Origin of the sequence: Candidatus Pelagibacter sp. (assembly GCF_052049835.1) — a bacterium.
GTDB lineage: Bacteria > Pseudomonadota > Alphaproteobacteria > Pelagibacterales > Pelagibacteraceae > Pelagibacter.
Genome location: NZ_JBNGZF010000002.1, coordinates 174,655 through 195,892 on the forward strand (window position 1 = coordinate 174,655; position 21,238 = coordinate 195,892).

Consider the following 21,238-nt stretch of genomic DNA (forward strand, 5'->3'; position numbering starts at 1 on the left):
CTAAATTTTATATAACAAAAACTCTTCTTCTCCAGGATTAAAAAGAAAAATCTTTTTCCATTTGATTTCGTTCAGTATTGACGAGGTTTTTTCGCCTATACACATCAAATTTGTATTCATCCATAAATTTTCGGTTTGGTAAATCTTTATGAAATTTAAGAAACTTGACGCACTATTTTGAGAGTAAACATAGACCATATCAGGCATATTTAATTTTAATTCATTAACAAATTTCTCATCAAATTTTTGATTATGATCTACTCTGTAATTAATAATTCTTTTTACGTTAAAACCTTCGCTTAATAACTGTTGATCTAAATCAACCGATATTGTTTCACCACTAAAATAAAGTAATTCTTTATTTTTGGACTCATAACTTTGTATAATTAACTCCTTTAAGTTTGTAACATTTCCTTCAGCCGCAATTGTATTTTGAAAACCAACACTTCTTGCTTTATTTTCTGTAGCATTTCCAACACAAAAGCATTTAATATTTTTATCTAATTTTACTGTATTTAAAAATTTTACTGCATTTGCACTAGTAAAAACAATTCCACCATATTCAGAAAAGTTAATTTCTTCATAATTAACCTTTTCAATTCTTACTAATGGAAGATGAGAAACTTGATGTCCTAATGATTGAAATTTTAATATCATTTCAGAACAATCCTCTAGTGGTCTAGTTAACAAAATATGCATATTATCTTTTATATGTATTATTTGATTTTGTTTTTAAAAGTATTCCAATCTCTTTACCAATTTCTTTAAACTCATTCAAATTACCAACTTTTTTTTCATAAAACCTTTGTTTACCATCTAAAGAAAAAAGTTCAGCCTCCACTGTAATCCTATCTCCATCAACCACTGAATGAGCACCAATTGCTGTTTCGCAGTCTCCATCTAAAACTTTTAAAATATTTCTCTCAAGGTGAGCTCTTTTATATGTCTCTTTATGATTAATTTTATTTAAAATAGAAATGGTCTCCTCATCATTATCTCTGCATTGTAGAGCAATTACACCTTGTCCTGCGCTAGGAATTATTTCTTCAACAGAAAAAATTTCTGAGATTTCATTTTCAAATTTTAAAAATTTGATACCTGCATAAGATAATATAATTGCATCGTACATTCCTTCATTTAATTTTCTAATTCTAGTATCTACATTTCCTCTTATTAATTTACAGTTTAAATCTTGTCTAATTTTTTTTATTTGAAATTCTCTTCTGTATGACGAGGTACCAACAATTGACTTTTGATCTAAGTCTTTAAGTTTTTTTTTGTTCTTTGTAATTAAAATCTCTCTAGGGTCATTTCTTTCAAGGAAAAAGTCTGTTATTAATCCTTTTGTTTCATGAGCAGGCATATCTTTCAGTGCATGGACTGCAATATCAATATTTTTTAACTGAAGTTCTTTTTCAATATTACTAGAAAACAAACCTTTGCCACCAAGCTCAGATAATCTTATATCCTGTACTTCGTCACCTTTAGTTGTAATTGATTTAATTAAAATATCATCATTACCAAGGTCGGTATTTTCAATAATCTTATCTTTAGCTTGTTGAGCATAAAGTAAGGCAAGCCTGCTACCCCTTGATCCAATTATTATTTTTTTTCTCATAAAAAATTATTTCTTACTTGTATAAAGATTGTACAATTATTAAAAACTATTTGAATGAGCAAAAAACCCTTAATTCTTGGAATAGAGTCTAGTTGTGATGAGACAGCAGCTTCTTTAATAACTGAAAATGAAGAAGGATTCCCAGTAGTTTTATCTAACATTGTTTCTAGCCAAGTGGAGGTTCATAAGGAGTTTGGTGGTGTAGTTCCTGAACTAGCAGCACGTTCACACATTGAAAAAATTGATTGGATTGTCAAAAAAGCTATTGATGAAAGTGGGAAAAAAATTGAAGAAATAGATGCGGTTGCTTCTACCGCTGGTCCTGGATTAATTGTTTGTTTATCAGTTGGGTTAAGTTTTGGTAAAGCTTTCGCAAAAGCAATGAATAAACCTTTTATTGCTGTTAATCATTTAGAGGGACATGCTTTAAGTCCAAAACTAAATACAAATTTAAATTATCCATATTTACTTCTTTTAATTTCAGGTGGGCACTCACAATATCTGAGTGTTCAGAACCTTGGTAAATATAAAAGATTAGGAACAACTATTGATGATGCATTAGGTGAGGCATTTGACAAAACGGCAAAGCTTTTAGGAATAGAATTTCCAGGAGGACCGCAAATAGAAATTTTAGCTAAAAAAGGTGATCCAGAAAAATATGATTTACCAAAACCAATTTTCAGCAAAGGAGGATGCAATCTTTCTTTTGCAGGTCTAAAAACTGCCGTGTTGAAGATAAGTAAAACAATTAAATCAGAACAAGATAAATATGATCTTGCAGCATCTTTTCAAAAAACAATTGAGGAAATTTTATATAAAAAAACAAAGATTGCTTTTACTGAATTTGAAAAAATAAATGAATTAAATGAAAAAATTTTTGTTGTTGCTGGAGGAGTTGCAGCAAATAAAAAAATTAGATCTATGTTAATTAATCTATGTGAAGAAAATAATTATAAAAGTATTTTTCCACCTATAGAGTTTTGTGGAGATAATGCAGCAATGATTGCAATGGTAGGTTTGGAAAAATTTAAAATAAATCAATTTGATGATTTAGATTATCCAGCAAAACCTAGATGGCCTTTAGATGAAGATGCAGCTTTTCTCAAAGGTGCCGGAGTTCAATTGTAATGAAATATTGGTTGATAAAATCTGAACCAGATGTTTGGTCAATTGACCAACAAAAAAAAGCTGGAATTAAAGGTGCACCTTGGGATGGTGTCAGAAATTATCAAGCTGCAAAAAATTTAAAAAGTATGAGTAAAGGAGATCTATGTTTTTTTTATCATTCAAACATAGGAAAAGAGATAGTTGGAATAGTAGAAGTTATTAAAGAATCGTATATAGATAAAACAGACAAAACAGGGAGATTTGTTGCCGTTACTGTTCAATTTAAGTCTAAATTTTCAAAGCCTATAACGCTCGAAAGTATTAAAAAAAATAAGGATTTAAGCCATTTAGCTCTGATAAAGCAAAGTAGGCTTTCTGTAATGCCTGTTGATTATAAAAGCTGGAAAATTATAAATAACATGAGTAAGATTTAAAAAAAAAATTGTCCTATGCCAAAAAAAAAGAAGAAGAAAAGCAAGGTAAGAAAAAAAAAGTCTAAAGTTAGAAAAAAAACCTCAAAAAAGGTGAAGAGAAAATCTAAAGTTAGAAAAAAAACCTCAAAAAAGGTGAAGAGAAAATCTAAAGTTAGAAAAAAATCTTCTAAAAAACCAAAAAAAAAAATTAAAGCAAAAAAGGAAAATGGAAATACACCTCCTGAAGTTATTATTAAAACAAAACCAGAATGGGTTAAAAGTAGCTTAGCAAACAAAAGTAAATACCAGCAAAAATATTCTCAATCTATAAAGAGTAATGATGAATTTTGGAGAAAAGAAGGAAAAAGAATTACTTGGATAAAACCTTATAAAAAAATTAAAGACGTAAAATACAGTACAAAAGAAGTAAAAATTAAATGGTTTGAAGATGGCACTCTAAATGCTTCTGCAAATTGCATTGATAGACATTTAAAGGATAAAAAAGATAAAACTGCTATTATTTGGGTTGGAGATGATCCAAAAGATAGTCAAAAAATTTCTTATAAACAACTTCATCAAAAAGTTTCTAAAGCAGCAAATGGTTTAAAAAAATTAGGAATTAAAAAAGGGGACCGTGTAACAATTTATTTAACGATGATACCAGAGTTAGCAATTTTAATGCTGGCTTGTGTAAGAATTGGTGCAGTCCATTCAATTATTTTTGGAGGTTTTTCAGCAGAATCTATTTCGGGAAGAGTGAATGATTGTGAATCTGAATACATCATTACTGCAGATGAAGGAGTGCGAGGTGGAAAAACTATTCCACTGAAATATACAGTCGATGAAGCTTTAATGAGTTGCCCAAATGTTAAGAAATGTATTGTTGTTAAACGAACAGGTAATTACATCAACTGGGATCAAAATAGAGACGTTTGGTATCATGATTTAATTAAAGACGTTCCTAATCATTGTGAACCTGAAGAAATGAACGCAGAAGATCCTTTATTTATTTTATATACCTCAGGTTCAACAGGTAAACCTAAAGGAGTTCTTCATACTACTGGTGGTTATATAGTTTATGCTTCAATGACACATCAATATATTTTTAACTACAAACCAAAAGATATTTATTGGTGTACTGCTGATATTGGTTGGGTAACTGGACATAGTTATATTGTTTATGGACCACTTTCGAATGGTGCAACGACTATCATGTTTGAAGGAATTCCTAATTACCCTGATAGTTCAAGGTGGTGGCAAATAGTTGATAAATATAAAGTGAATACTTTCTATACAGCACCAACTGCAATTAGAGCATTAATGCGAGAGGGAGATAAACCAGTTAAAAAAACCTCCAGAAAATCCCTTAAGCTTTTGGGAACGGTAGGAGAACCAATAAATCCAGAGGCTTGGATGTGGTACTATAAAACTGTAGGTAATTCTAAATGCCCAATAGTAGATACTTGGTGGCAAACAGAAACCGGAGGTATAATGATTGCTCCTCAAACAGGTGCTATTCCTCTTAAACCTGGATCTGCAACAAAACCTTTTTATGGAATCAAGCCAATGCTTGTAGATAAAAACGGTAAAGAAATTAAAGGTGCTGGAGAAGGAAGATTATGTATAGCTCAATCATGGCCAGGACAAATGAGAACTGTTTATGGTGATCATCAAAGATTTATCGATACATACTTTTCTCAATTTAATGGAAAATATTTCACTGGTGATGGATGTCGAAGAGATAAAGATGGATATTACTGGATCACTGGTCGAGTGGATGACGTAATTATTGTTTCAGGGCACAATCTAGGAACTGCTGAAATTGAAAGTGCATTTGTTGCTCACCCGAAAGTAGCTGAAGCTGCTGTGGTTGGTTATCCCCATGATATTAAAGGTAATGGATTATATTGTTATGTGACCTTGAATGCAGGAGAAAATGAAACTGGCGAACTTGAGAGAGATCTTAAACTTTGGGTAAGAAAACAAATTGGACCTCTTGCAACCCCTGATCTAATTCATTTCACTCCAGGTCTTCCTAAAACAAGGTCAGGAAAAATAATGAGAAGGATTTTAAGAAAAATTGCTGCAAATGAACATGGTCAATTAGGAGATACAACTACTCTAGCAGATCCAAGTGTTGTTGATAGTTTGGTTGAAAATAGAAAAAATATTTAAAACTGAATTAAATCTTTAAACTCTTGTTTAACTACATCCCATTTTAAAATCATCGAATTTAAAACGATCTTTCGATCTAAAGTTTTTAATTCATCTGCAATCGGAGCCCATTTATATAAAGAGAGTGCACTAGGATTAAAAGGTAAGTCTTGATAATAAACATCCCAATTTATTTTATCCAATCTTTCGTCAAAACGTTTTCTAGCTTCATCAATAATATCTAACGGCATCTTATTAGAAATTTCGTCATCTAAAATTTTATTGAAAATTTCGTTTGCTTTATGAATATCCTGATAATCAAAATTAACCTTCAGATATGAAAAAGTAAAAAAAGTTAAATCTTGTAATGCAACTGAATAAATATTCCATTTAGCAAGATTTACTGATGACATAAATTCATCATTATCAAAATGAAGAACGTATCTTGTTCCCATTCTAGTTTTTAGATAATTATATAAAGTAACTTGAGTAGCCCAGGCAGATTTAGTTTGAATAAACTGCTCCAATTCATCTAAAGTTTTTATTTTTTTCTTTGGAATAAACGCCTTAAACATGGCGAATAAATATGTTTTAAAATCCTCGAGTTTTATGTCTCTCCAAGTTAATTTGTATTTTCCCATGTTAATTTGTAAGTGCGCCAATTATATCTTAAAAAAGTAAGTAAATAAGTACCTAATATGATCAATTTTTAGGGTTTTCAAAGCTCTCATAATGGTTATGGTTTCAACCAGTTATAACTAAAAAGAGAGGTATAAATGTCAAATCAACAAAAACACTGGGAAAAAACCAGAGGATTGTTATTTATAACATTAGCAATCTGGTTTGTTTTCTCAATTGGCATCTTTCTCTTTGGAGCTGAAATGAACGAGGTCACAGGACCTTTCGGTTATCCGTGGACATATTGGTTTACATGTCAGGGATCTCTTGGCGCTTTCGTAATCCTAATTTTCTGGTTTGCGAATAGACAAGAAAAAATCGATGAAGAGTTCGGCTTTAGCGAAAGAGAGGACGAATAATGAAAGGTAATTTCATAGATAATTTGCCTAAAGTTTACGGGATCTATACCGGAGGATTTATAGGTTTCATAATCATTATGGCAATTGCTGAACAGATGGGTATGACAGCTAAAGCAATCGGTATCGCTTTTGTTGCTTTTACAGTATTCATCTATGCATTAATCGGTTGGCTATCAAGAACAGCCCAAGCAGATGCATATTACGTAGCTGGTAGGCAAGTACCAACAGTCTTCAATGGAATGGCGACTGCAGCAGACTGGATGTCTGGTGCTTCATTCGTTGCAATGGCGGGTGGTATTTACTTTAAAGGTTACGGCTATATGGCTCTACTTGTAGGTTGGACTGGTGGTTACGTGCTTGTTGCATCTTTATTAGCACCATACTTAAGAAAATTTGGCTGTTATACAGTTCCAGATTTTATAGGTACTAGATACGGTGGTAATTTAGCTAGATTTAGCGCAGTTGTAGTTTTAACTGTTGCTTCATTTACGTATGTGACTGCACAAATTAACGCTACAGGTACTATTGCATCTGTTGCACTTGATATCCCATTCCAATACGCAGTTTATGTTGGACTAATAAGTATTTTATTATGTTCAATGTTAGGTGGTATGAGAGGGGTAACTTGGACACAGGTCGCACAATATATCGTACTGATTATAGCTTATCTACTTCCAGTATTCTGGATCAGTAACAAAATGGGTGCGGGTTTCTTCCCTCACTTTATGTTAGCTGACGAGGTAGCTAGAATTGGTGAATTAGAGCAACAGTTTGGTTTTGTTAAAAACGCAGCTGCTGATCTAAAATCAGTACCTAAAGGCTTAGCAGGAATAACTAAAGCTCACTCTGCAGTGAACGCTACACCTTGGGCATTTATTTCATTAGCATTAGCGATGATGATGGGAACAGCTTCATTACCGCACGTGATGATGAGATACTTTACTACTCCAAGTGTAAAAGCAGCTAGAAAATCAGTAGGTTGGTCATTATTCTTTATCTTCCTACTTTATTCTTCTGCTCCAATGTTAGCTACATTATCTAAGTTATCATTGATCGACCCGAATTTACCAACAGGTATTATCGGTAAGACATTTGCAGAAGTGGAAGCGATAGATTGGTACCAAAACTGGAATCAAGCAAACCTAATGTTTATCAGCGACTTTAACGGAAATGGAACTCTAGAATTAAACGAGTTCTTCATGGGTGGTAAAGCCGTTGTATTAGCAACACCAGAGATAGCTGGATTACCTTATGTAATTTCAGGTCTAGTTGCTGCAGGAGGTATGGCAGCTGCCATGTCTACTGCTGATGGTTTGATTCTAGCGATTGCAAACGCTATATCACATGATGTTTACTATAAGATCATTGATCCAAAAGCGGAAACTGCAAAACGACTACTTGTTGCAAGGGTATTACTTGTAATAATTGGTTTTGCTGGAGCAACTATTGCAGCAATGGAGATTCAAGGAATCTTAGGTTCGGTTATCTGGGCTTTTGATTTTGCGATGTCTGGATTGTTCTTCCCACTTGTACTTGGTGTATGGTGGAAGAGAGCTAATAGACAAGGTGCGATTGCTGGTATGCTAGGTGGTCTGATCGCCGGTGCTTGGTACTTAGTTTGGGTACGAACTGGTGGAAGTGGGTTCCTAGGAATTACACAGTTAACATTTGGTATCTTCGGATCAGCTGTAAGTTTAGTTTTAATGGTAGTAGTTAGTTTAATGACTGCAGAACCAGATAAAGCTACTCAAAAAATGGTTGACGATGTTCGTGTACCGAGTGGTAAATCAATACTTGGTAAATCACACTAAATAATCTTTTAAAGGGGCGATGAATTTCGCCCCTTTTATTTCAATACATTTTCCAATATAAAAATTAAATGTCAGCAAATTTTCATCCTTTAATATATTTTATTGATTATTTACTTGGGATTATAATGTGGACTCTGATTGGTAGAGTAGCAATGAATATTTTTCAAAAAGAGGATTCACAATTCTTTTTCATGAGAGTATTTGTTAAATATACCAATCCTTTAATAAAATTATTTAAACCAATCACACCTTCTTTTATTATTGGGCCATTAGTGCCTTTATATGTTGCTTGGTTTTTCTACATGATTAGATTTTATCTAATGCCTTGGATCTTGGGGTATTCAGTTATGGGAATGTTGTCATTTCCTTTGGAGAGTGAAATTTCTAGACAAATTTATCAATTTTTTAATTCATTTTAATTTTTAAAATTGATACTAGTTAATCTAGCAATCAATGAAAAATATACAAATTTCACCATCAATTCTTTCGGCTGACTTTAGTCAATTAGGTTCAGAAATTAAAAGACTCGAAGAAGGTGGAGCTGATATGATTCATGTGGATGTGATGGACGGTCATTTTGTTCCTAATTTAACAATAGGACCTCCGGTAATTAAAGCTCTTAGAAAACACTGTTCATTGAAATTTGATGTTCATTTAATGATATCACCAGTTCATAAATATATAGATGCTTACGCTGATGCAGGAGCAGATATTATTACTATTCATCCTGAGGCAACAGATAATTTAGAAAATTCAATTAAAAAAATAAAAGGAAAAAATAAAAATGCTGGGGTTTCGCTTAATCCCGAAACTAAAATTGATATAATAATAGATATATTAGATCAAATAGATTTGGTCTTAATTATGAGTGTAAATCCTGGATTTGGGGGGCAAAAATTTATGCCAGAAGTTTTAGATAAAATTAAAGAATTAAAAAAAATAGGAGAACAAAAAAAATTAGATTTTGACATAGAAATTGATGGTGGAATCAATTTTGATAACTGCAAAAGTGCAATTGATGCTGGTGCAAACATTCTTGTTTCCGGTACTACAGTGTTCAAAAGTAATGATGGAGATATAAAGAAAAATATTAATTTATTAAAATTAAAATAAGTTAATGATTAATACAAATTCCTTAGGCATTTTAGGTAAATTTTATTTTAATATAAGAGATAGTTTTAAATCAATATATCAAAATTCAAATTTTTATGAAAAAAAAATATCAAGAACTTTTGAAAATAGTTTTCAATATAAACCAAGTCCTCATTTGCTTTCTTCTATAATTAAATACCAAAACAAAAAGTATAAAATTGAAGACTTTGCTATTGAGTCCATTTGGCAAAATAATTTAATCTCTAAAGATTATGAGAAACTAAATAATTTTTTTTGGTTTTTTAGCTTAGATTTAAAGTCCTCAAAAAAAACTACACAGACAATTATAAAAAATTGGATTTCAAATAATGCTAAATATCAAAAAAAGAGTTGGGAATTTGATTTAACAGCAAAAAGAATTATTTCATGGCTATCAAATCACCAGCTCACTTATGAAGATAGTGATCAAGAATACAGATCTACTTTTGATCACATGATCCAAAAACAAACCAACCATTTATTAAATGAAATACAAAACTCAACAGAGGTAGAAAATAAAATGATAGGGTGTGCTGCAATCATTTTAACTGGATTAGCTTATAAAAATGAAAAACAATATCTTAATAATGGTTTAAATTTATTAAAAAATATCATTAAATCCTCAATTGACAATCAAGGCTTTCCAAAATCAAGAAATATCAGACAACTAATATTTTATTTAAAATATTTTATTATTATTAGAGAGTGGTTTAAAGAATCTCAGAGTTTAATTCCTGAATATATTGAAGAAAACATTTATTATTTAGGCTCAAGTTACGCTTTCATATGGCAAAATATTAAACAAGATATTTTTTTTAATGGAAATTATTCCTCTAAAAATAAAGATTTTGATCAATACTTAAAAAGATTTGGTTACACTTTTAAAAATCAAACTTATGAAATAGGGGGTTATGCAATACTTAAGAATAAAAAAATAATTCTTGCTGCTGATATTGGTTCTAGTCCTAACAAAACCTTTTCTAACGACTATCAGGCAGGTGCATTATCATTTGAAATATTCTCAAATGATCAAAAATTAATTTCAAATGCTGGTTATTACTCAGATAAAAATAATAAATTTAATAAATTATCAAAAAGTACATCTCTACATTGCGCTTTAACTATTGAGGATTATTCTTCTTGTAATTTTACTAAGCATAAGAAAAATTTGATTATAGATAGGGGGCTGAAAGTTTCAAAAAAAAATGTAGTTTTTGAAAATAATTTTTGGAAAATATCAGGTATGCACGATGGATATTTAATTAAATTTGGAGCAATTTATAAGAGAGAAATTGAGTTCTATCCAGAACAAATGAAATTTATTGGCTATGATAAGTTATTTAGAAAAGATCCAAGTAAAGAAATTAAATTTGATATTAGATTTCATCTTGATCCAAACTCAAAAGTAATGAAAACACAAGATAACAAATCAATACTAATTGAATTAGATGAAGAAGGTTGGAAATTTAGTTGTGATAACTTTGATATTAATATTGATAATGGTTTATATTTCGGTAATAAAAATTCATTTAAAGAAAACCAAAATATTTTTATCTCAGGTATGAATAATGAAAAAGAGCAGATAATTAAGTGGGAGATAAGTAAATTATAATGAAGAAGAAAATAAAAACAGCTCTCATCTCTGTATCTGACAAAAAAAACTTAAAACCATTGTTGAATATTTTAAAAAAGAATAAAATTAAATTAATTAGCTCAGGGGGTACTTATAAAGAAATTAAAAGATTAAAATTTAACTGTTTAGAAGTATCTGATTTTACTAATTCTCCTGAAATTTTGGAGGGTAGAGTAAAAACTCTTCATCCAAAAATCCATGCGGGGATCTTAAATAAAAGAGAAAAAAAATCTCACTTAAAAGATCTTGAAGATAATAATTTTGAGAATATTGATTTAGTAATAGTTAATTTTTATCCATTAGAGAACACTCTTAAAAAAACAAACAATCATCAAAAAATTATAGAAAATATTGATGTAGGTGGTCCCACAATGGTTAGGTCTGCAGCTAAAAACTATAATGATGTGACTGTAATAACCTCTTTAGATCAATATGAGGAATTAATTGAAGAATTAAAAAAATTCAAGGGATCTACTTCCTTAAGCTTTAGGGAAAAGCTATCAAGGATAGCTTTTACAGAAACAGCTTATTATGACTCTATTATTTCAGACTATTTTAATAAAAAAACAAATACCATTTTTCCTAAGAAAAAAATTTTGCATGGAAATCTTATAGAACAACCTAGATATGGAGAAAATCCTCATCAACAAAGTGCAATCTATTCAAGTAGTTCGAATACAAATTTAAAACAAATTCATGGAAAACAATTAAGTTATAACAATTATAATGACATATTTAGTGCTCTAACTATTTCAAAATCTTTACCAAAAGGTAAAGGAACAGTCATAGTTAAACATGCAAATCCATGTGGAGTTTCTGCTAAAAATGATCATTTAGAGAGTTATAAATCTGCTCTTTCTTGTGATCCCGTTAGTGCTTTTGGTGGAATAGTTTCTTGTAATTTTAAAATTAGTAAAAATTTAGCTTTAGAATTAACTAAATTATTTTTAGAAGTAATTATCGCAAATGGATTTGAAAGCAGTGCTATCAAAATATTAAAAGCTAAAAAAAACTTAAGATTGATTGATGGAACAAATTATATATCAAGAGAACTTTTTAAATTTGTATCATTCAACCAAAATATAATGATACAGTCAGAGGATTTAAATTTATTTTCAAACAAAAATTTTAAAGTCGTTTCAAAACGAAAACCAACATCAAAACAACTTAAAGATCTTATTTTTGCTTTCAATGTATGCAGGTATGTCAAATCAAACGCAATAGTGTTAGCATCAAACGAAACCACTGTTGGTATTGGTTCTGGTCAACCAAGCAGATTAGATAGTTGTCAAATAGCAATAAATAAAATGAAAAAATTTAATCTTCAGAGTGATAATTTAGTTGCTGCTTCAGATGCATTCTTTCCTTTTGTAGATGGTATTGAAAAATTAGTCCAATCTGGTGTTAGAGCAGTAGTTCAGCCATCTGGATCAATAAGGGATAAAGAAATAATTAACTTTGCAAATGAAACAGATACCGTGCTTCTTTTCTCAAAGACAAGACACTTTAGGCATTAGGTATTTGATCTATTTTTGCGGCAAGAATAAAATCACTCTCTGCTAGACCTTTAATTGCATGTGTGAATATTTTAATTCTAGCATAACCCCATCCAAACCACAGGTCAGGGTGATGACCTTCGGACTCAGCTATTTCTCCAACTTTATTTACAAATTCCTGACTTTTTAAAAAATTATCAAATTTAAAACTTTTTATTAAATGAAAACCATCAATTTTATCCTCTACAACTTCCCAACCATCAACTTTTTTTAGATATTTGTGTATTTCCTCAGAATTAAATGGAGGAATATTGCCTTCACAAGGAATACATTTTTTATTTGCTAAATCACTCATAATATTTTTTGGAGCGGGCAAAGGGGGTCGAACCCTCGACCTTCTCGTTGGCAACGAGACGCTCTACCACTGAGCTATGCCCGCTTGTTCTATAAGTATTAAAACTAGTGCCTTTTTTAATATTAAGCAAGAGACAAAATAATTAGAAAACAAAATTATTATTTTAGGTTTGTGACAAACTTAAACATTATTAAAAAATTAAATGTGTTATATTTCTAAATATGAAAAAAGAAGATCTTCCAAATAAAATCCCAGTATTTCCTCTGAGCAATTTTATAATATTTCCAAAAACTACTGTGCCATTAAATATATTCGAACCACGTTATATAGATATGATAAACGATAGTATGAAATCGAATAAACTAATTGGAATGATTCAACCAAAAACTTCGAATATTAAGCAGATTAAACCTGAATTGCATGAAGTTGGCTGTCTTGGAAAAATCACCAGCTTTAGAGAAACTGAAGATGGGAGGTTCTTAATTGAAGTTAAAGGTTTAATTAGGTTTAAAAAAATTGCTGAGCTGAGTACAGAAAATAAATACAGAGTTTTAGAAGTAAATTTTAAAGATTTCTACCAAGACTTAGAAGACAAAAAAGAGAATTTAAAATTTTCTGATCTTGAATTGATTTTTAAAGATTTAAAATCATTATTTGAAAAAAGAGGATTTATAATTAATTGGAAAGCCCTAGAGAAGCAAAGTCTTGATGAAACAATTAATGCGCTAGCTATGGCATCACCGTTTTCTTTAGAGGAAAAACAAGTGCTTTTAGAAGCACAAAATTTAGACAGTAGAAAAGAGAAAATTTCACAGATTTTAAGCACTTATACTTTTGATAATTTTGATAACACAACTATTCAATAATTTAAAAGTTTATCCCTTTATCAGCCACTTTGGTAAATAATTTATTTATAAAACGGTTTTTTCCCAAAATTTTCACGGATTTACTTAAAATATTATTATTAAATTTTCTCTCAAAATTAAAAAATTCTTGAATCAAATCGACACTATTTGAAAAAATATAATTTTTATGTTTTAAATTTTTTTCAAATTCATAATTTACAGAAATGTCGATAGGCAAACCTAAATCTATTTTATTTTTAATTATATTTATAAAAAGATTTACATCTCTGATTGTCATATTAAACCCTTGGCCAGCAAGTGGATGAATTCTATGCAGCAAATCACCAAAGGCTAAAATATTATTATGATAATAAGATCTTAAATTAAATGATTTTAGTTCAAAATTTTCAATTTTTTCAACTTTTTTTATTTTATATTTAATATTATTTTGATTTATTAAATGAATTATTTTTTTCCTATCAATATCTTTTGAATTATATATTGAATACACAATTGAAGTTTTATTTTTTGATAATGGTAAAAAAGCTAGTGGTCCAATTTTAGTAAATACTTGAACAGCAATTTGGTTTGAAATTTTTTCATGATTAATTACAGTTGTGTAGGCATAACTATTGTAAGATTTTTCAATTTTTTTACTGAAATATTTTTTTGTAAAAAAATTATTGTACTCGGTATTTACTATTAAATTGTATTTTTCTTGTTTTATTAATTTTTTTTGTGATTTTATTTTTTTAAAATATTTATTTTTAAATAAATTTTTATTTAAAACTTCGTATAATTGGAAGTTTTTTATTATTGAAAAAAGTTGTTCATTACTATTTTCAAAATTTAATATTTTTTCATTTTTATTTTTATCAGTATAAATTTCGATTTTTTTTAATTTCCAACTAATTTTTTCTATATTTGTTATATTTCTATTAAAATAATTAAAGTTACTCTTTGAAATACCTATCGTTCTAGAATGATTAATTTTATGATTTTTATTCGATGAAACTAAATCAACAAAAATATTTTGATTAACTAAAGCTTTTGCTAAAGTTAAAGCAGTTAAACCTGAACCAAGTATACAAACTCTCATATTATTTTTAATTTTAACAAGAAAAATTAGATGATACAAAGTGGTAAAATTGATTCATAAATATGGATATAAAAAAAACAGCTAATTCATTTGCTAATTTTACTATTAAAAGAATAGCAGAAATTTTTGGGATAACTGTTTTTTGTGGTGGGATTTTATTATTATTGGCACTGATAACCTATTCACCAGAAGATCCAAATTTCATTTTTCCAGAAAACACAAAAATTAAAAATATTTTGGGTTTTCAAGGAAGTTTTATTTCGGATGTTTTTTTTCAATCAATAGGCCTAGTTTCATATTTCTTCTCATTTACTTTAATTGTTACTGGCATCAACATTATCATAAGCAAAAAATTTTTTTTAATAATTGAAAATATATTCTTTGCAATAATTTATTGTATATTTGGAACTTTACTTTTTGCACATTTTTATTCAGAAGCGTTTACTCTGTATATAAATGGTAATGGTGGCTTTATAGGTGCTTATTTAAATCAAACATTTTTAAATTCGATAATTTTAATTAACGAGGTAATTTTTTATTATTTTTTAATTATTTTAAATTTTTTTTTATTTTTAATTAGTGTGAATTTTCACCCATTAAAATTTTATGAATTAATAAAAAGTTTAAATAAATTTTTTACAAAAAAAGAAAGAAAAAATTATACTGATAAAAGTGAAGTAATCAGAGAATACATCCCTCAAGAAGAAATAAAAAATCTTATTCAAGAGGATTTACCATTTATTAAAGCTGAGAATAAAAGTAAAAATACAACTAAATTTAAATTACCGGATTTTAATTTATTAAAAACTCCTTCTAAAAAAGATAGAGAAAATCATGAAAAAAGCGAAACACAAGATCCAGAATTTTTAGAAAAAATTCTATTAGACTTTGGCGTTAATGGTAATATCAAGAAAGTAAGCCATGGACCTGTAGTAACTTTGAATGAATTTGAGCCAGCAGCTGGTGTCAAGGTCTCAAAAATAATTAATTTATCTGATGACATTGCGAGAAATACCAGTTCAGAGTCTGCGAGAATAGCTACAATACCGGGAAGCAACACTGTTGGTATTGAACTGCCAAACAATGTTAGGGAAAATGTTTACTTAAGCGAAATTTTAAACAATCCTGATTTCAAAAAAAGAGACATTAAATTGCCGATCGCATTAGGAAAAAGTATTTCTGGTAAACCCATAGTCGGGGACTTATCATCAATGCCCCATCTACTTATCGCTGGTACAACAGGTTCAGGTAAATCTGTCTGCATCAATACTATTATTTTATCTCTTCTGTATCGACATACTCCTGAGAAATGTAAATTTATTCTAATAGATCCAAAAATGCTTGAGCTTTCAACATATGAAGGAATTCCACATTTATTGTGTCCAGTAATAACAGAGGCTAAAAAAGCTGCGTCTGTTCTTGGTTGGGTAGTTAAGGAAATGGAGAGCAGATATAGACTTATGACTAAAGAAGGAGTGAGAAACATCGATAGCTATAATACAAAACACAAACTTCCAATGCCCTATATTGTTGTTGTTGTTGACGAAATGTCGGATTTGATGTTGGTAGCAGGTAAAGAAATTGAAAATTATATTCAAAAATTATCACAAATGGCAAGAGCAGCAGGGATACACATCATTATGGCCACTCAAAGACCTAGTGTTGATGTAATTACTGGAACAATTAAAGCAAATTTTCCAACAAGGATATCATTTCAAGTTACTTCAAAAATTGATAGTAGAACAATTTTGGGTGAACAAGGAGCAGAGCAATTATTAGGTAAGGGGGATATGTTATACATGTCTTCAGCTAATCGTATCGTAAGAATTCATGCTCCTTTCGTGTCAGATAGTGAAATTGAACAAATAAACAATTTTTTAAGATCACAGGCTGAGCCTGATTATGTGGATGAAATTTTAAATTTTGCAGATGAAAAGGAAATGGGTGATAATCAAAATCTAGGTGATAAAGATGAGCTCTATCAACAAGCTTTAGAAATTATAAGAACAGAGGGAAAAGCTTCAACTTCTTTTTTACAAAGAAAACTCCAAATTGGTTACAACAGAGCTGCAAGAATAATTGATATGATGGAAGCAGATGGAATTGTGAGTAAAGCTAATCATGTTGGTAAAAGAGACGTTCTCTGATGTTAAGATTTTTTTTGATAATAATCTTCTTTTTTTTAACATTAAATTCGAATGCAGAAATAAAAGAGAAAATTATTCAAAACCTTAAGAATACAAAAAATTTAAATTTTAAATTTGAACAAAATGTTAATGGTAAAATAGAGAATGGTAACTGTACGATAGAATATCCAAAAAAAATATTTTGTGAATATGCGAGAAGTAACAACAAAATTTTAGTTTCGAATGGAAAAACTTTAGTTGTTAAAACTATTTCTAGCTATTATCGGTATCCTTTAGAAAAAACTCCCTTAAATGTTATTTTGGATAAAAGTATTCTAATCAAAAAAATTAAATCTTTAAAAGAAAGAAAAATCGATAATAATATTATTAATTTTACAATTTTAGAAAACAATAACGAAATAAATATATTTTTTGACAAACAAACGTATGATTTGATTGGTTGGCAAAATACAGACATGTATCAAAATTTTAATATTACCTTCATTTCATCTATTAGAAAAAATAGGATACTCTCTAAGAATTTATTTAATATACCTGCTCAAAATTAAATATTTAATATTTCAGTTTTAAATATTTTCATACCTCTTGAAATATAATTACTTAAAGCATTTTTGTGATCTAAAGAACAAGTATGTACCCAAACTCGTTTAGTATTATTTACAAAGGATTTTTTAATGGCCTCTGATAATAAAAAGGATCCTAATTTTTTATTTTGATATTCCTCTAAAATTCCAAAATATGCGATTTCCCTCTCATTATTTTCTGGATGAAAAATTAATTCAAAAAATCCTACTAAATCATCCTTATATTTTAAAACATATGTATTAACATTTTTAGAGGAAACATAATTAATCCATTTTTCTTCTGACCAAGTAAGTCTATCTACCCAATTGTGTTTTTTACCAATATTTTTATAAAAAAATTTATTTAGTTGAAAATTAATTGGATCAATTAAACTTAAAGAATAATCTTCAGATGGTTTATTTCCTTCAATTAGATCTTGAAGTGAATTAATTTCTAAGTAATTTCTTTTAACTTCTTTTGTCACTCCACCATTTTCCCAACTCGTTCTCCTCCAAATAAATGAAAATGTAAATGAGGCACTTCTTGACCACCGTGATCACTAATGTTTGCTAAAGCTCTATAGCCTTTGCCTGCTTCTGTTGAAATACCAAGCTTTTTAGCAACTATATTAATGCCTTTTAACAAACCAACCATTTCCTCAGAAGAAGCATTTAAACTAAAATCATCCAGATCAACATATTTGCCTTTAGGAATTACTAGTGCATGAATTTTTTTTTGAGGATTAATGTCATGAAACGATAAAACAAAATCGTCCTCATAAATTTTATTACAAGGGATCTCTCCACGTAAAATTTTTGCAAAAATGTTATTATCGTCGTAACTCATTTTTTTCTTTTTTCTAGCTCTGACATTACCTCTTCAATTTTTACATCATTAGCCTCTAAATACATTAGCAAGTGGTAAAATACATCTGCAGCTTCATGTAGCTTATTAGAATTTTTCTCTACAGCTTCAATTAATTCATCAACTTCCTCTAAAACTTTTGCTTTACTTAATGATTTATCTGCCAGCAGCTTATTAGTGTACGAACCTTCAACAGGTGAAGATTTTCTCTCTCGTGCAAGTTTAATTAAGTTTTCTAATGTGTTAAGCATATTAAATTCTAACAGGAATTCCTTTTGAATCCAAATACTCCTTAGCCTCTTTTATAGAATGTTTTCCATAGTGAAATATTGATGCCGCAAGAACTGCGCTAGCATTTCCTAATTTAATTCCATCTACCAAATGATCTAAGTTTCCTACTCCACCAGATGCAATAACTGGAATATTTACCATTGAAGATATCTTAGACATAAGCTCTATATCATAACCAACTTGGGTACCATCCCGATCCATAGAAGTAACTAGAATTTCGCCTGCTCCACTATTTTCCATTTTTTTTGCAAATTCTATGACATCAATTCCAGTATTGTTTCTTCCACCATGAGTAAATATTTCCCATTTGTCACCATTTTTTTTAGCATCTATTGCCACCACAATACATTGTGAGCCAAATTTTTTAGAGCTTTCTTCTACTACTTCCGGATTTTGAACTGCAGCAGTATTGATTGATACTTTATCTGCACCACAGTTCAGTAGTTTGTTGATGTCATCAACACTTCTAACACCGCCTCCAACTGTCAGAGGAACAAAACATTTCTTCGACGTTTTATCTACTACATCGTAAATAGTGTCTCTATTTTCATTTGATGCAGTAATATCTAAAAAACAAATTTCATCTGCTCCACCGTCTGAATAAATTTTAGCTTGTTCGACGGGATCACCTGCATCCTGAAGATCAACAAAGTTAATTCCTTTTACAACACGTCCATTTTTAACGTCTAAACATGGTATAATTCTGTTTTTAAGCATCTAATTCCTTCACTAATTCATCTAATTTAATATCACCATCATAGATGGCTTTCCCTACTATGATGCCTTCGATGTTCTTATTGTTAAATTCCTTAGCTTTTTTAATATCATCTATTGATGAAACTCCACCCGATATAATTACTGGGCAATTGGATGTATTGGCAATCTTTGCTGTCTCTTCAAAATTAGGACTTTGCTTCATTCCATCTCTATTAATGTCAGTATAAATCAACCTACTTGCACCATAATCATTTACTTCTTTTAAGTAATCTAGTGTTAGTTGTTTAGAATTTTCCTTCCAACCTGAAACCGACAAATACCCATCTTTAGCATCCAAACTTAAAGCAATTTTATTTGGAAATTTTTCACAAGCATCTTTTAGAAAATTTTTATCTTTTATAGCGGCACTTCCTAAAATAACTTTCTCTACACCAGCATCAGTATACTTCTGTATACTTTCAAAATTTCTTACTCCTCCACCAATTTCAATTTTAAGATCAAATTTTTTTACTATTTCTTGAATTATATCTAAATTAACTGTTTCACCTGTTAAAGCACCATCCAAATCAACTATGTGCAAGTTTTTAAAACCATGATCTTTGTATTTACCTGCTTGTTCAACTGGAGACAATTTGTATTCAGTTTTATTATTAAAATCTCCTTTGACTAACCTCACACATTTTTTATCTTTAATATCTATTGCTGGAAATATTTTCATTTATAAACTTATAAAATTATCTATTATTTTAAGTCCAGTTTTATCACTTTTCTCTGGGTGGAACTGTGTTCCAAAAATATTTTCTTTCTCAACAGAGCAAACAATATTTGATGAATAATCTGTTGTTGCTGAAATTACAGCTTTATCTTCAGGTATAAATTCATAACTATGCACAAAATACATGTGAGAATTAATTTTTATGCCTTTAAAAATTTTACTGTCTTTAACAATATTAATTTGGTTCCAGCCAATATGAGGAAGTTTGTATTTTCCATTTTGATTATCTATTTTTGACACTTTTCCAGAAATCCAACCTAGACCTTTAGTTTCTGTTTCTTCAAAACCGACATCTGCAAACATTTGCAATCCAACACAAATTCCAAGAAGCGGTTTTTTATTACTTATTACAAAATCATTTAATGTATCAACTAAACCACCGATATTATTTAGAGCATCAATACAACTCTTAAACGAGCCCTGCCCTGGCAAAACAACTTTGTCGGAAGATTTAATCTTATTTAAATCCGAAGTTACTTCGATATTTACTTTATCTTTAGCAACTTCCTTAAAGGAGTTTATTACCGAGCTTATATTGCCCGAATTATAATCAACAATTGTGACGTTCATTAAACTTATAATGAGCCTTTAGTGGATGGAATACTCTTTTTGTTTCTTGGATCCATCTCTAATGCAGCTCTTAATGATCTTGCTAATGCTTTATAACAAGACTCAATAATGTGATGGCTATTATCACCATAAATATTTTCTACGTGCATTGTAATACCAGCAGATTGAGAGAACGCTTGAAACCATTCTTTAAATAATTCAGTATCCATTTCACCTAGCTTCTCAACTTTCAATTTTACTTTCCAAATTAAATAAGGTCTGTTTGAAACATCGATAGCAACCCTTGTTAATGTTTCATCCATCGGGATAACTGTATGTGCATATCTTCTTATTCCTACAAATTTTTTAGCAGCTTTTTTTAAAGCTTCACCTATTGCAATACCGGTATCCTCAGTTGTGTGGTGGAGATCGATATGAGTATCTCCTTTAGCTTTAACTTTTAAATCAATTAAAGAATGCTTTGATAGTTGCTCAAGCATGTGATCTAAGAAACCTATGCCAGTGTCAATTTCGTACTTACCTTTACCATCAATATTTACTTCAACATTGATGCTGGTTTCTTTTGTTTTTCTAGATACTTTTCCTTTTCTAGCCATATATTTTTAATGGTA

The 21,238-nt window shown here is 29.6% G+C and carries 24 protein-coding genes and 1 tRNA gene; 12 read left to right on the forward strand and 13 right to left on the reverse strand.

The genetic code is table 11. The features are described from left to right. The gene (locus ACTT9R_RS02440) at window positions 1-699 is read right to left on the reverse strand and encodes a uroporphyrinogen-III synthase (protein WP_440926482.1); all 699 of its coding nucleotides are present in this window, start codon (window positions 697-699) and stop codon (window positions 1-3) included. A gap of 1 nt (window position 700) precedes the next feature. Further along, window positions 701-1,618, reverse strand: coding sequence for a hydroxymethylbilane synthase (hemC, locus tag ACTT9R_RS02445; RefSeq protein WP_440926483.1), 918 nt, complete (start codon window positions 1,616-1,618; stop codon window positions 701-703). Window positions 1,619-1,672: 54 nt separating this feature from the next. Here hemC and tsaD point away from each other — a divergent pair, with 54 nt between their 5' ends. Genes tsaD through acs form a run of 3 tightly spaced genes read left to right on the forward strand, consistent with a single transcriptional unit; the run spans window position 1,673 to window position 5,313 of the window. After that, window positions 1,673-2,746 (forward strand): tRNA (adenosine(37)-N6)-threonylcarbamoyltransferase complex transferase subunit TsaD, encoded by a 1,074-nt coding sequence (tsaD, locus tag ACTT9R_RS02450; protein ID WP_440926484.1) that lies wholly within the window; start codon window positions 1,673-1,675, stop codon window positions 2,744-2,746. After that, window positions 2,746-3,159: an EVE domain-containing protein gene (locus tag ACTT9R_RS02455; protein WP_440926485.1), complete on the forward strand. Its 414-nt coding sequence runs from the start codon at window positions 2,746-2,748 to the stop codon at window positions 3,157-3,159. The genes tsaD and ACTT9R_RS02455 overlap by 1 nt, the downstream gene beginning before the upstream one ends. 15 nt (window positions 3,160-3,174) lie before the next feature. After that, entirely contained in the window at window positions 3,175-5,313 is a 2,139-nt protein-coding gene (gene acs / locus ACTT9R_RS02460) for an acetate--CoA ligase (protein ID WP_440926486.1), read from the forward strand. Here acs and ACTT9R_RS02465 read toward each other — a convergent pair. Then, complete coding sequence (locus tag ACTT9R_RS02465) at window positions 5,310-5,933, reverse strand: esterase (RefSeq protein WP_440926487.1); 624 nt, start codon at window positions 5,931-5,933, stop codon at window positions 5,310-5,312. The two genes, acs and ACTT9R_RS02465, sit on opposite strands and share 4 nt — an antisense overlap. Window positions 5,934-6,068: 135 nt before the next feature. On the opposite strand from ACTT9R_RS02465, the gene ACTT9R_RS02470 reads away from it, so the two are divergent. From ACTT9R_RS02470 to purH, 6 genes are all read left to right on the forward strand, one after another. After that, the gene (locus ACTT9R_RS02470) at window positions 6,069-6,329 is read left to right on the forward strand and encodes a DUF4212 domain-containing protein (protein ID WP_271560210.1); all 261 of its coding nucleotides are present in this window, start codon (window positions 6,069-6,071) and stop codon (window positions 6,327-6,329) included. After that, the gene (locus tag ACTT9R_RS02475) at window positions 6,326-8,140 is read left to right on the forward strand and encodes a sodium:solute symporter family protein (RefSeq protein WP_440926611.1); all 1,815 of its coding nucleotides are present in this window, start codon (window positions 6,326-6,328) and stop codon (window positions 8,138-8,140) included. The genes ACTT9R_RS02470 and ACTT9R_RS02475 overlap by 4 nt, the downstream gene beginning before the upstream one ends. 68 nt (window positions 8,141-8,208) lie before the next feature. After that, the gene (locus ACTT9R_RS02480; RefSeq protein ID WP_440908504.1) at window positions 8,209-8,559 is read left to right on the forward strand and encodes a hypothetical protein; all 351 of its coding nucleotides are present in this window, start codon (window positions 8,209-8,211) and stop codon (window positions 8,557-8,559) included. A gap of 34 nt (window positions 8,560-8,593) precedes the next feature. Then, complete coding sequence (gene rpe, locus ACTT9R_RS02485; protein ID WP_440926488.1) at window positions 8,594-9,253, forward strand: ribulose-phosphate 3-epimerase; 660 nt, start codon at window positions 8,594-8,596, stop codon at window positions 9,251-9,253. 4 nt (window positions 9,254-9,257) lie between these two features. Beyond that, the gene (locus ACTT9R_RS02490; RefSeq protein ID WP_440926489.1) at window positions 9,258-10,883 is read left to right on the forward strand and encodes a heparinase II/III family protein; all 1,626 of its coding nucleotides are present in this window, start codon (window positions 9,258-9,260) and stop codon (window positions 10,881-10,883) included. Beyond that, a complete protein-coding gene (purH, locus tag ACTT9R_RS02495) occupies window positions 10,883-12,421 on the forward strand; it encodes a bifunctional phosphoribosylaminoimidazolecarboxamide formyltransferase/IMP cyclohydrolase (RefSeq protein WP_440926490.1) in 1,539 nt (512 codons plus the stop codon). Before ACTT9R_RS02490 ends, purH begins: the two co-directional genes overlap by 1 nt. Here purH and ACTT9R_RS02500 read toward each other — a convergent pair. Further along, window positions 12,411-12,755 carry a 4a-hydroxytetrahydrobiopterin dehydratase gene (locus ACTT9R_RS02500; RefSeq protein WP_440926491.1) on the reverse strand — a complete coding sequence of 115 codons (345 nt, stop codon included), beginning with the start codon at window positions 12,753-12,755 and terminating at the stop codon, window positions 12,411-12,413. The genes purH and ACTT9R_RS02500 overlap by 11 nt on opposite strands. 9 nt (window positions 12,756-12,764) lie before the next feature. Continuing rightward, window positions 12,765-12,839: transfer RNA gene (locus ACTT9R_RS02505), tRNA-Gly, on the reverse strand. 137 nt (window positions 12,840-12,976) lie between these two features. On the opposite strand from ACTT9R_RS02505, the gene ACTT9R_RS02510 reads away from it, so the two are divergent. Beyond that, window positions 12,977-13,621: an LON peptidase substrate-binding domain-containing protein gene (locus ACTT9R_RS02510; RefSeq protein WP_440926492.1), complete on the forward strand. Its 645-nt coding sequence runs from the start codon at window positions 12,977-12,979 to the stop codon at window positions 13,619-13,621. 1 nt (window position 13,622) lies between these two features. Here ACTT9R_RS02510 and ACTT9R_RS02515 read toward each other — a convergent pair whose 3' ends face one another. Next, on the reverse strand, window positions 13,623-14,699 hold the full coding sequence (locus ACTT9R_RS02515) for an FAD-dependent monooxygenase (protein WP_440926493.1): 1,077 nt from the start codon (window positions 14,697-14,699) through the stop codon (window positions 13,623-13,625). A gap of 62 nt (window positions 14,700-14,761) precedes the next feature. Here ACTT9R_RS02515 and ACTT9R_RS02520 point away from each other — a divergent pair, with 62 nt between their 5' ends. Further along, window positions 14,762-16,846 carry a DNA translocase FtsK 4TM domain-containing protein gene (locus ACTT9R_RS02520; RefSeq protein ID WP_440926494.1) on the forward strand — a complete coding sequence of 695 codons (2,085 nt, stop codon included), beginning with the start codon at window positions 14,762-14,764 and terminating at the stop codon, window positions 16,844-16,846. Beyond that, complete coding sequence (locus ACTT9R_RS02525) at window positions 16,846-17,394, forward strand: LolA family protein (RefSeq protein WP_440926495.1); 549 nt, start codon at window positions 16,846-16,848, stop codon at window positions 17,392-17,394. The genes ACTT9R_RS02520 and ACTT9R_RS02525 overlap by 1 nt, the downstream gene beginning before the upstream one ends. Here ACTT9R_RS02525 and ACTT9R_RS02530 read toward each other — a convergent pair. The 7 genes from ACTT9R_RS02530 to hisB are packed head-to-tail and all read right to left on the reverse strand — an operon-like array spanning window position 17,391 to window position 21,223. Next, window positions 17,391-17,894 carry a GNAT family N-acetyltransferase gene (locus tag ACTT9R_RS02530; RefSeq protein WP_440926496.1) on the reverse strand — a complete coding sequence of 168 codons (504 nt, stop codon included), beginning with the start codon at window positions 17,892-17,894 and terminating at the stop codon, window positions 17,391-17,393. The genes ACTT9R_RS02525 and ACTT9R_RS02530 overlap by 4 nt on opposite strands. Beyond that, a complete protein-coding gene (locus tag ACTT9R_RS02535) occupies window positions 17,891-18,256 on the reverse strand; it encodes a histidine triad nucleotide-binding protein (protein ID WP_440926497.1) in 366 nt (121 codons plus the stop codon). The genes ACTT9R_RS02530 and ACTT9R_RS02535 overlap by 4 nt, the downstream gene beginning before the upstream one ends. After that, window positions 18,253-18,525, reverse strand: coding sequence for a phosphoribosyl-ATP diphosphatase (hisE, locus tag ACTT9R_RS02540; RefSeq protein ID WP_440926498.1), 273 nt, complete (start codon window positions 18,523-18,525; stop codon window positions 18,253-18,255). Before hisE ends, ACTT9R_RS02535 begins: the two co-directional genes overlap by 4 nt. A gap of 1 nt (window position 18,526) precedes the next feature. After that, window positions 18,527-19,282: an imidazole glycerol phosphate synthase subunit HisF gene (gene hisF / locus ACTT9R_RS02545; protein WP_440926499.1), complete on the reverse strand. Its 756-nt coding sequence runs from the start codon at window positions 19,280-19,282 to the stop codon at window positions 18,527-18,529. Then, on the reverse strand, window positions 19,275-20,000 hold the full coding sequence (hisA, locus tag ACTT9R_RS02550; protein WP_440926500.1) for a 1-(5-phosphoribosyl)-5-[(5-phosphoribosylamino)methylideneamino]imidazole-4-carboxamide isomerase: 726 nt from the start codon (window positions 19,998-20,000) through the stop codon (window positions 19,275-19,277). The genes hisF and hisA overlap by 8 nt, the downstream gene beginning before the upstream one ends. Continuing rightward, entirely contained in the window at window positions 20,001-20,627 is a 627-nt protein-coding gene (gene hisH / locus ACTT9R_RS02555) for an imidazole glycerol phosphate synthase subunit HisH (RefSeq protein ID WP_440926501.1), read from the reverse strand. It abuts the gene before it with no gap. Between the two features lie 5 nt (window positions 20,628-20,632). Next, a complete protein-coding gene (gene hisB / locus ACTT9R_RS02560; RefSeq protein ID WP_440926502.1) occupies window positions 20,633-21,223 on the reverse strand; it encodes an imidazoleglycerol-phosphate dehydratase HisB in 591 nt (196 codons plus the stop codon). Between the last annotated feature and the right edge of the window lie 15 nt (window positions 21,224-21,238).

Excerpts from the sequence above, each read along its gene's own strand:
- ACTT9R_RS02520 (WP_440926494.1), top strand. The coding sequence starts at position 14,762 with ATGGATATAAAAAAAACAGCTAATTCATTTGCTAATTTTACTATTAAA.
- hisE (WP_440926498.1), bottom strand. The coding sequence starts at position 18,525 with ATGCTTAACACATTAGAAAACTTAATTAAACTTGCACGAGAGAGAAAA.
- ACTT9R_RS02535 (WP_440926497.1), bottom strand. The coding sequence starts at position 18,256 with ATGAGTTACGACGATAATAACATTTTTGCAAAAATTTTACGTGGAGAG.
- purH (WP_440926490.1), top strand. The coding sequence starts at position 10,883 with ATGAAGAAGAAAATAAAAACAGCTCTCATCTCTGTATCTGACAAAAAA.
- rpe (WP_440926488.1), top strand. The coding sequence starts at position 8,594 with ATGAAAAATATACAAATTTCACCATCAATTCTTTCGGCTGACTTTAGT.
- hisB (WP_440926502.1), bottom strand. The coding sequence starts at position 21,223 with ATGGCTAGAAAAGGAAAAGTATCTAGAAAAACAAAAGAAACCAGCATC.
- hisA (WP_440926500.1), bottom strand. The coding sequence starts at position 20,000 with ATGAAAATATTTCCAGCAATAGATATTAAAGATAAAAAATGTGTGAGG.
- ACTT9R_RS02500 (WP_440926491.1), bottom strand. The coding sequence starts at position 12,755 with ATGAGTGATTTAGCAAATAAAAAATGTATTCCTTGTGAAGGCAATATT.
- tsaD (WP_440926484.1), top strand. The coding sequence starts at position 1,673 with ATGAGCAAAAAACCCTTAATTCTTGGAATAGAGTCTAGTTGTGATGAG.
- hemC (WP_440926483.1), bottom strand. The coding sequence starts at position 1,618 with ATGAGAAAAAAAATAATAATTGGATCAAGGGGTAGCAGGCTTGCCTTA.
- ACTT9R_RS02525 (WP_440926495.1), top strand. The coding sequence starts at position 16,846 with ATGTTAAGATTTTTTTTGATAATAATCTTCTTTTTTTTAACATTAAAT.
- hisH (WP_440926501.1), bottom strand. The coding sequence starts at position 20,627 with ATGAACGTCACAATTGTTGATTATAATTCGGGCAATATAAGCTCGGTA.
- hisF (WP_440926499.1), bottom strand. The coding sequence starts at position 19,282 with ATGCTTAAAAACAGAATTATACCATGTTTAGACGTTAAAAATGGACGT.
- ACTT9R_RS02465 (WP_440926487.1), bottom strand. The coding sequence starts at position 5,933 with ATGGGAAAATACAAATTAACTTGGAGAGACATAAAACTCGAGGATTTT.
- ACTT9R_RS02490 (WP_440926489.1), top strand. The coding sequence starts at position 9,258 with ATGATTAATACAAATTCCTTAGGCATTTTAGGTAAATTTTATTTTAAT.
- acs (WP_440926486.1), top strand. The coding sequence starts at position 3,175 with ATGCCAAAAAAAAAGAAGAAGAAAAGCAAGGTAAGAAAAAAAAAGTCT.
- ACTT9R_RS02510 (WP_440926492.1), top strand. The coding sequence starts at position 12,977 with ATGAAAAAAGAAGATCTTCCAAATAAAATCCCAGTATTTCCTCTGAGC.
- ACTT9R_RS02480 (WP_440908504.1), top strand. The coding sequence starts at position 8,209 with ATGTCAGCAAATTTTCATCCTTTAATATATTTTATTGATTATTTACTT.
- ACTT9R_RS02515 (WP_440926493.1), bottom strand. The coding sequence starts at position 14,699 with ATGAGAGTTTGTATACTTGGTTCAGGTTTAACTGCTTTAACTTTAGCA.
- ACTT9R_RS02470 (WP_271560210.1), top strand. The coding sequence starts at position 6,069 with ATGTCAAATCAACAAAAACACTGGGAAAAAACCAGAGGATTGTTATTT.
- ACTT9R_RS02440 (WP_440926482.1), bottom strand. The coding sequence starts at position 699 with ATGCATATTTTGTTAACTAGACCACTAGAGGATTGTTCTGAAATGATA.
- ACTT9R_RS02455 (WP_440926485.1), top strand. The coding sequence starts at position 2,746 with ATGAAATATTGGTTGATAAAATCTGAACCAGATGTTTGGTCAATTGAC.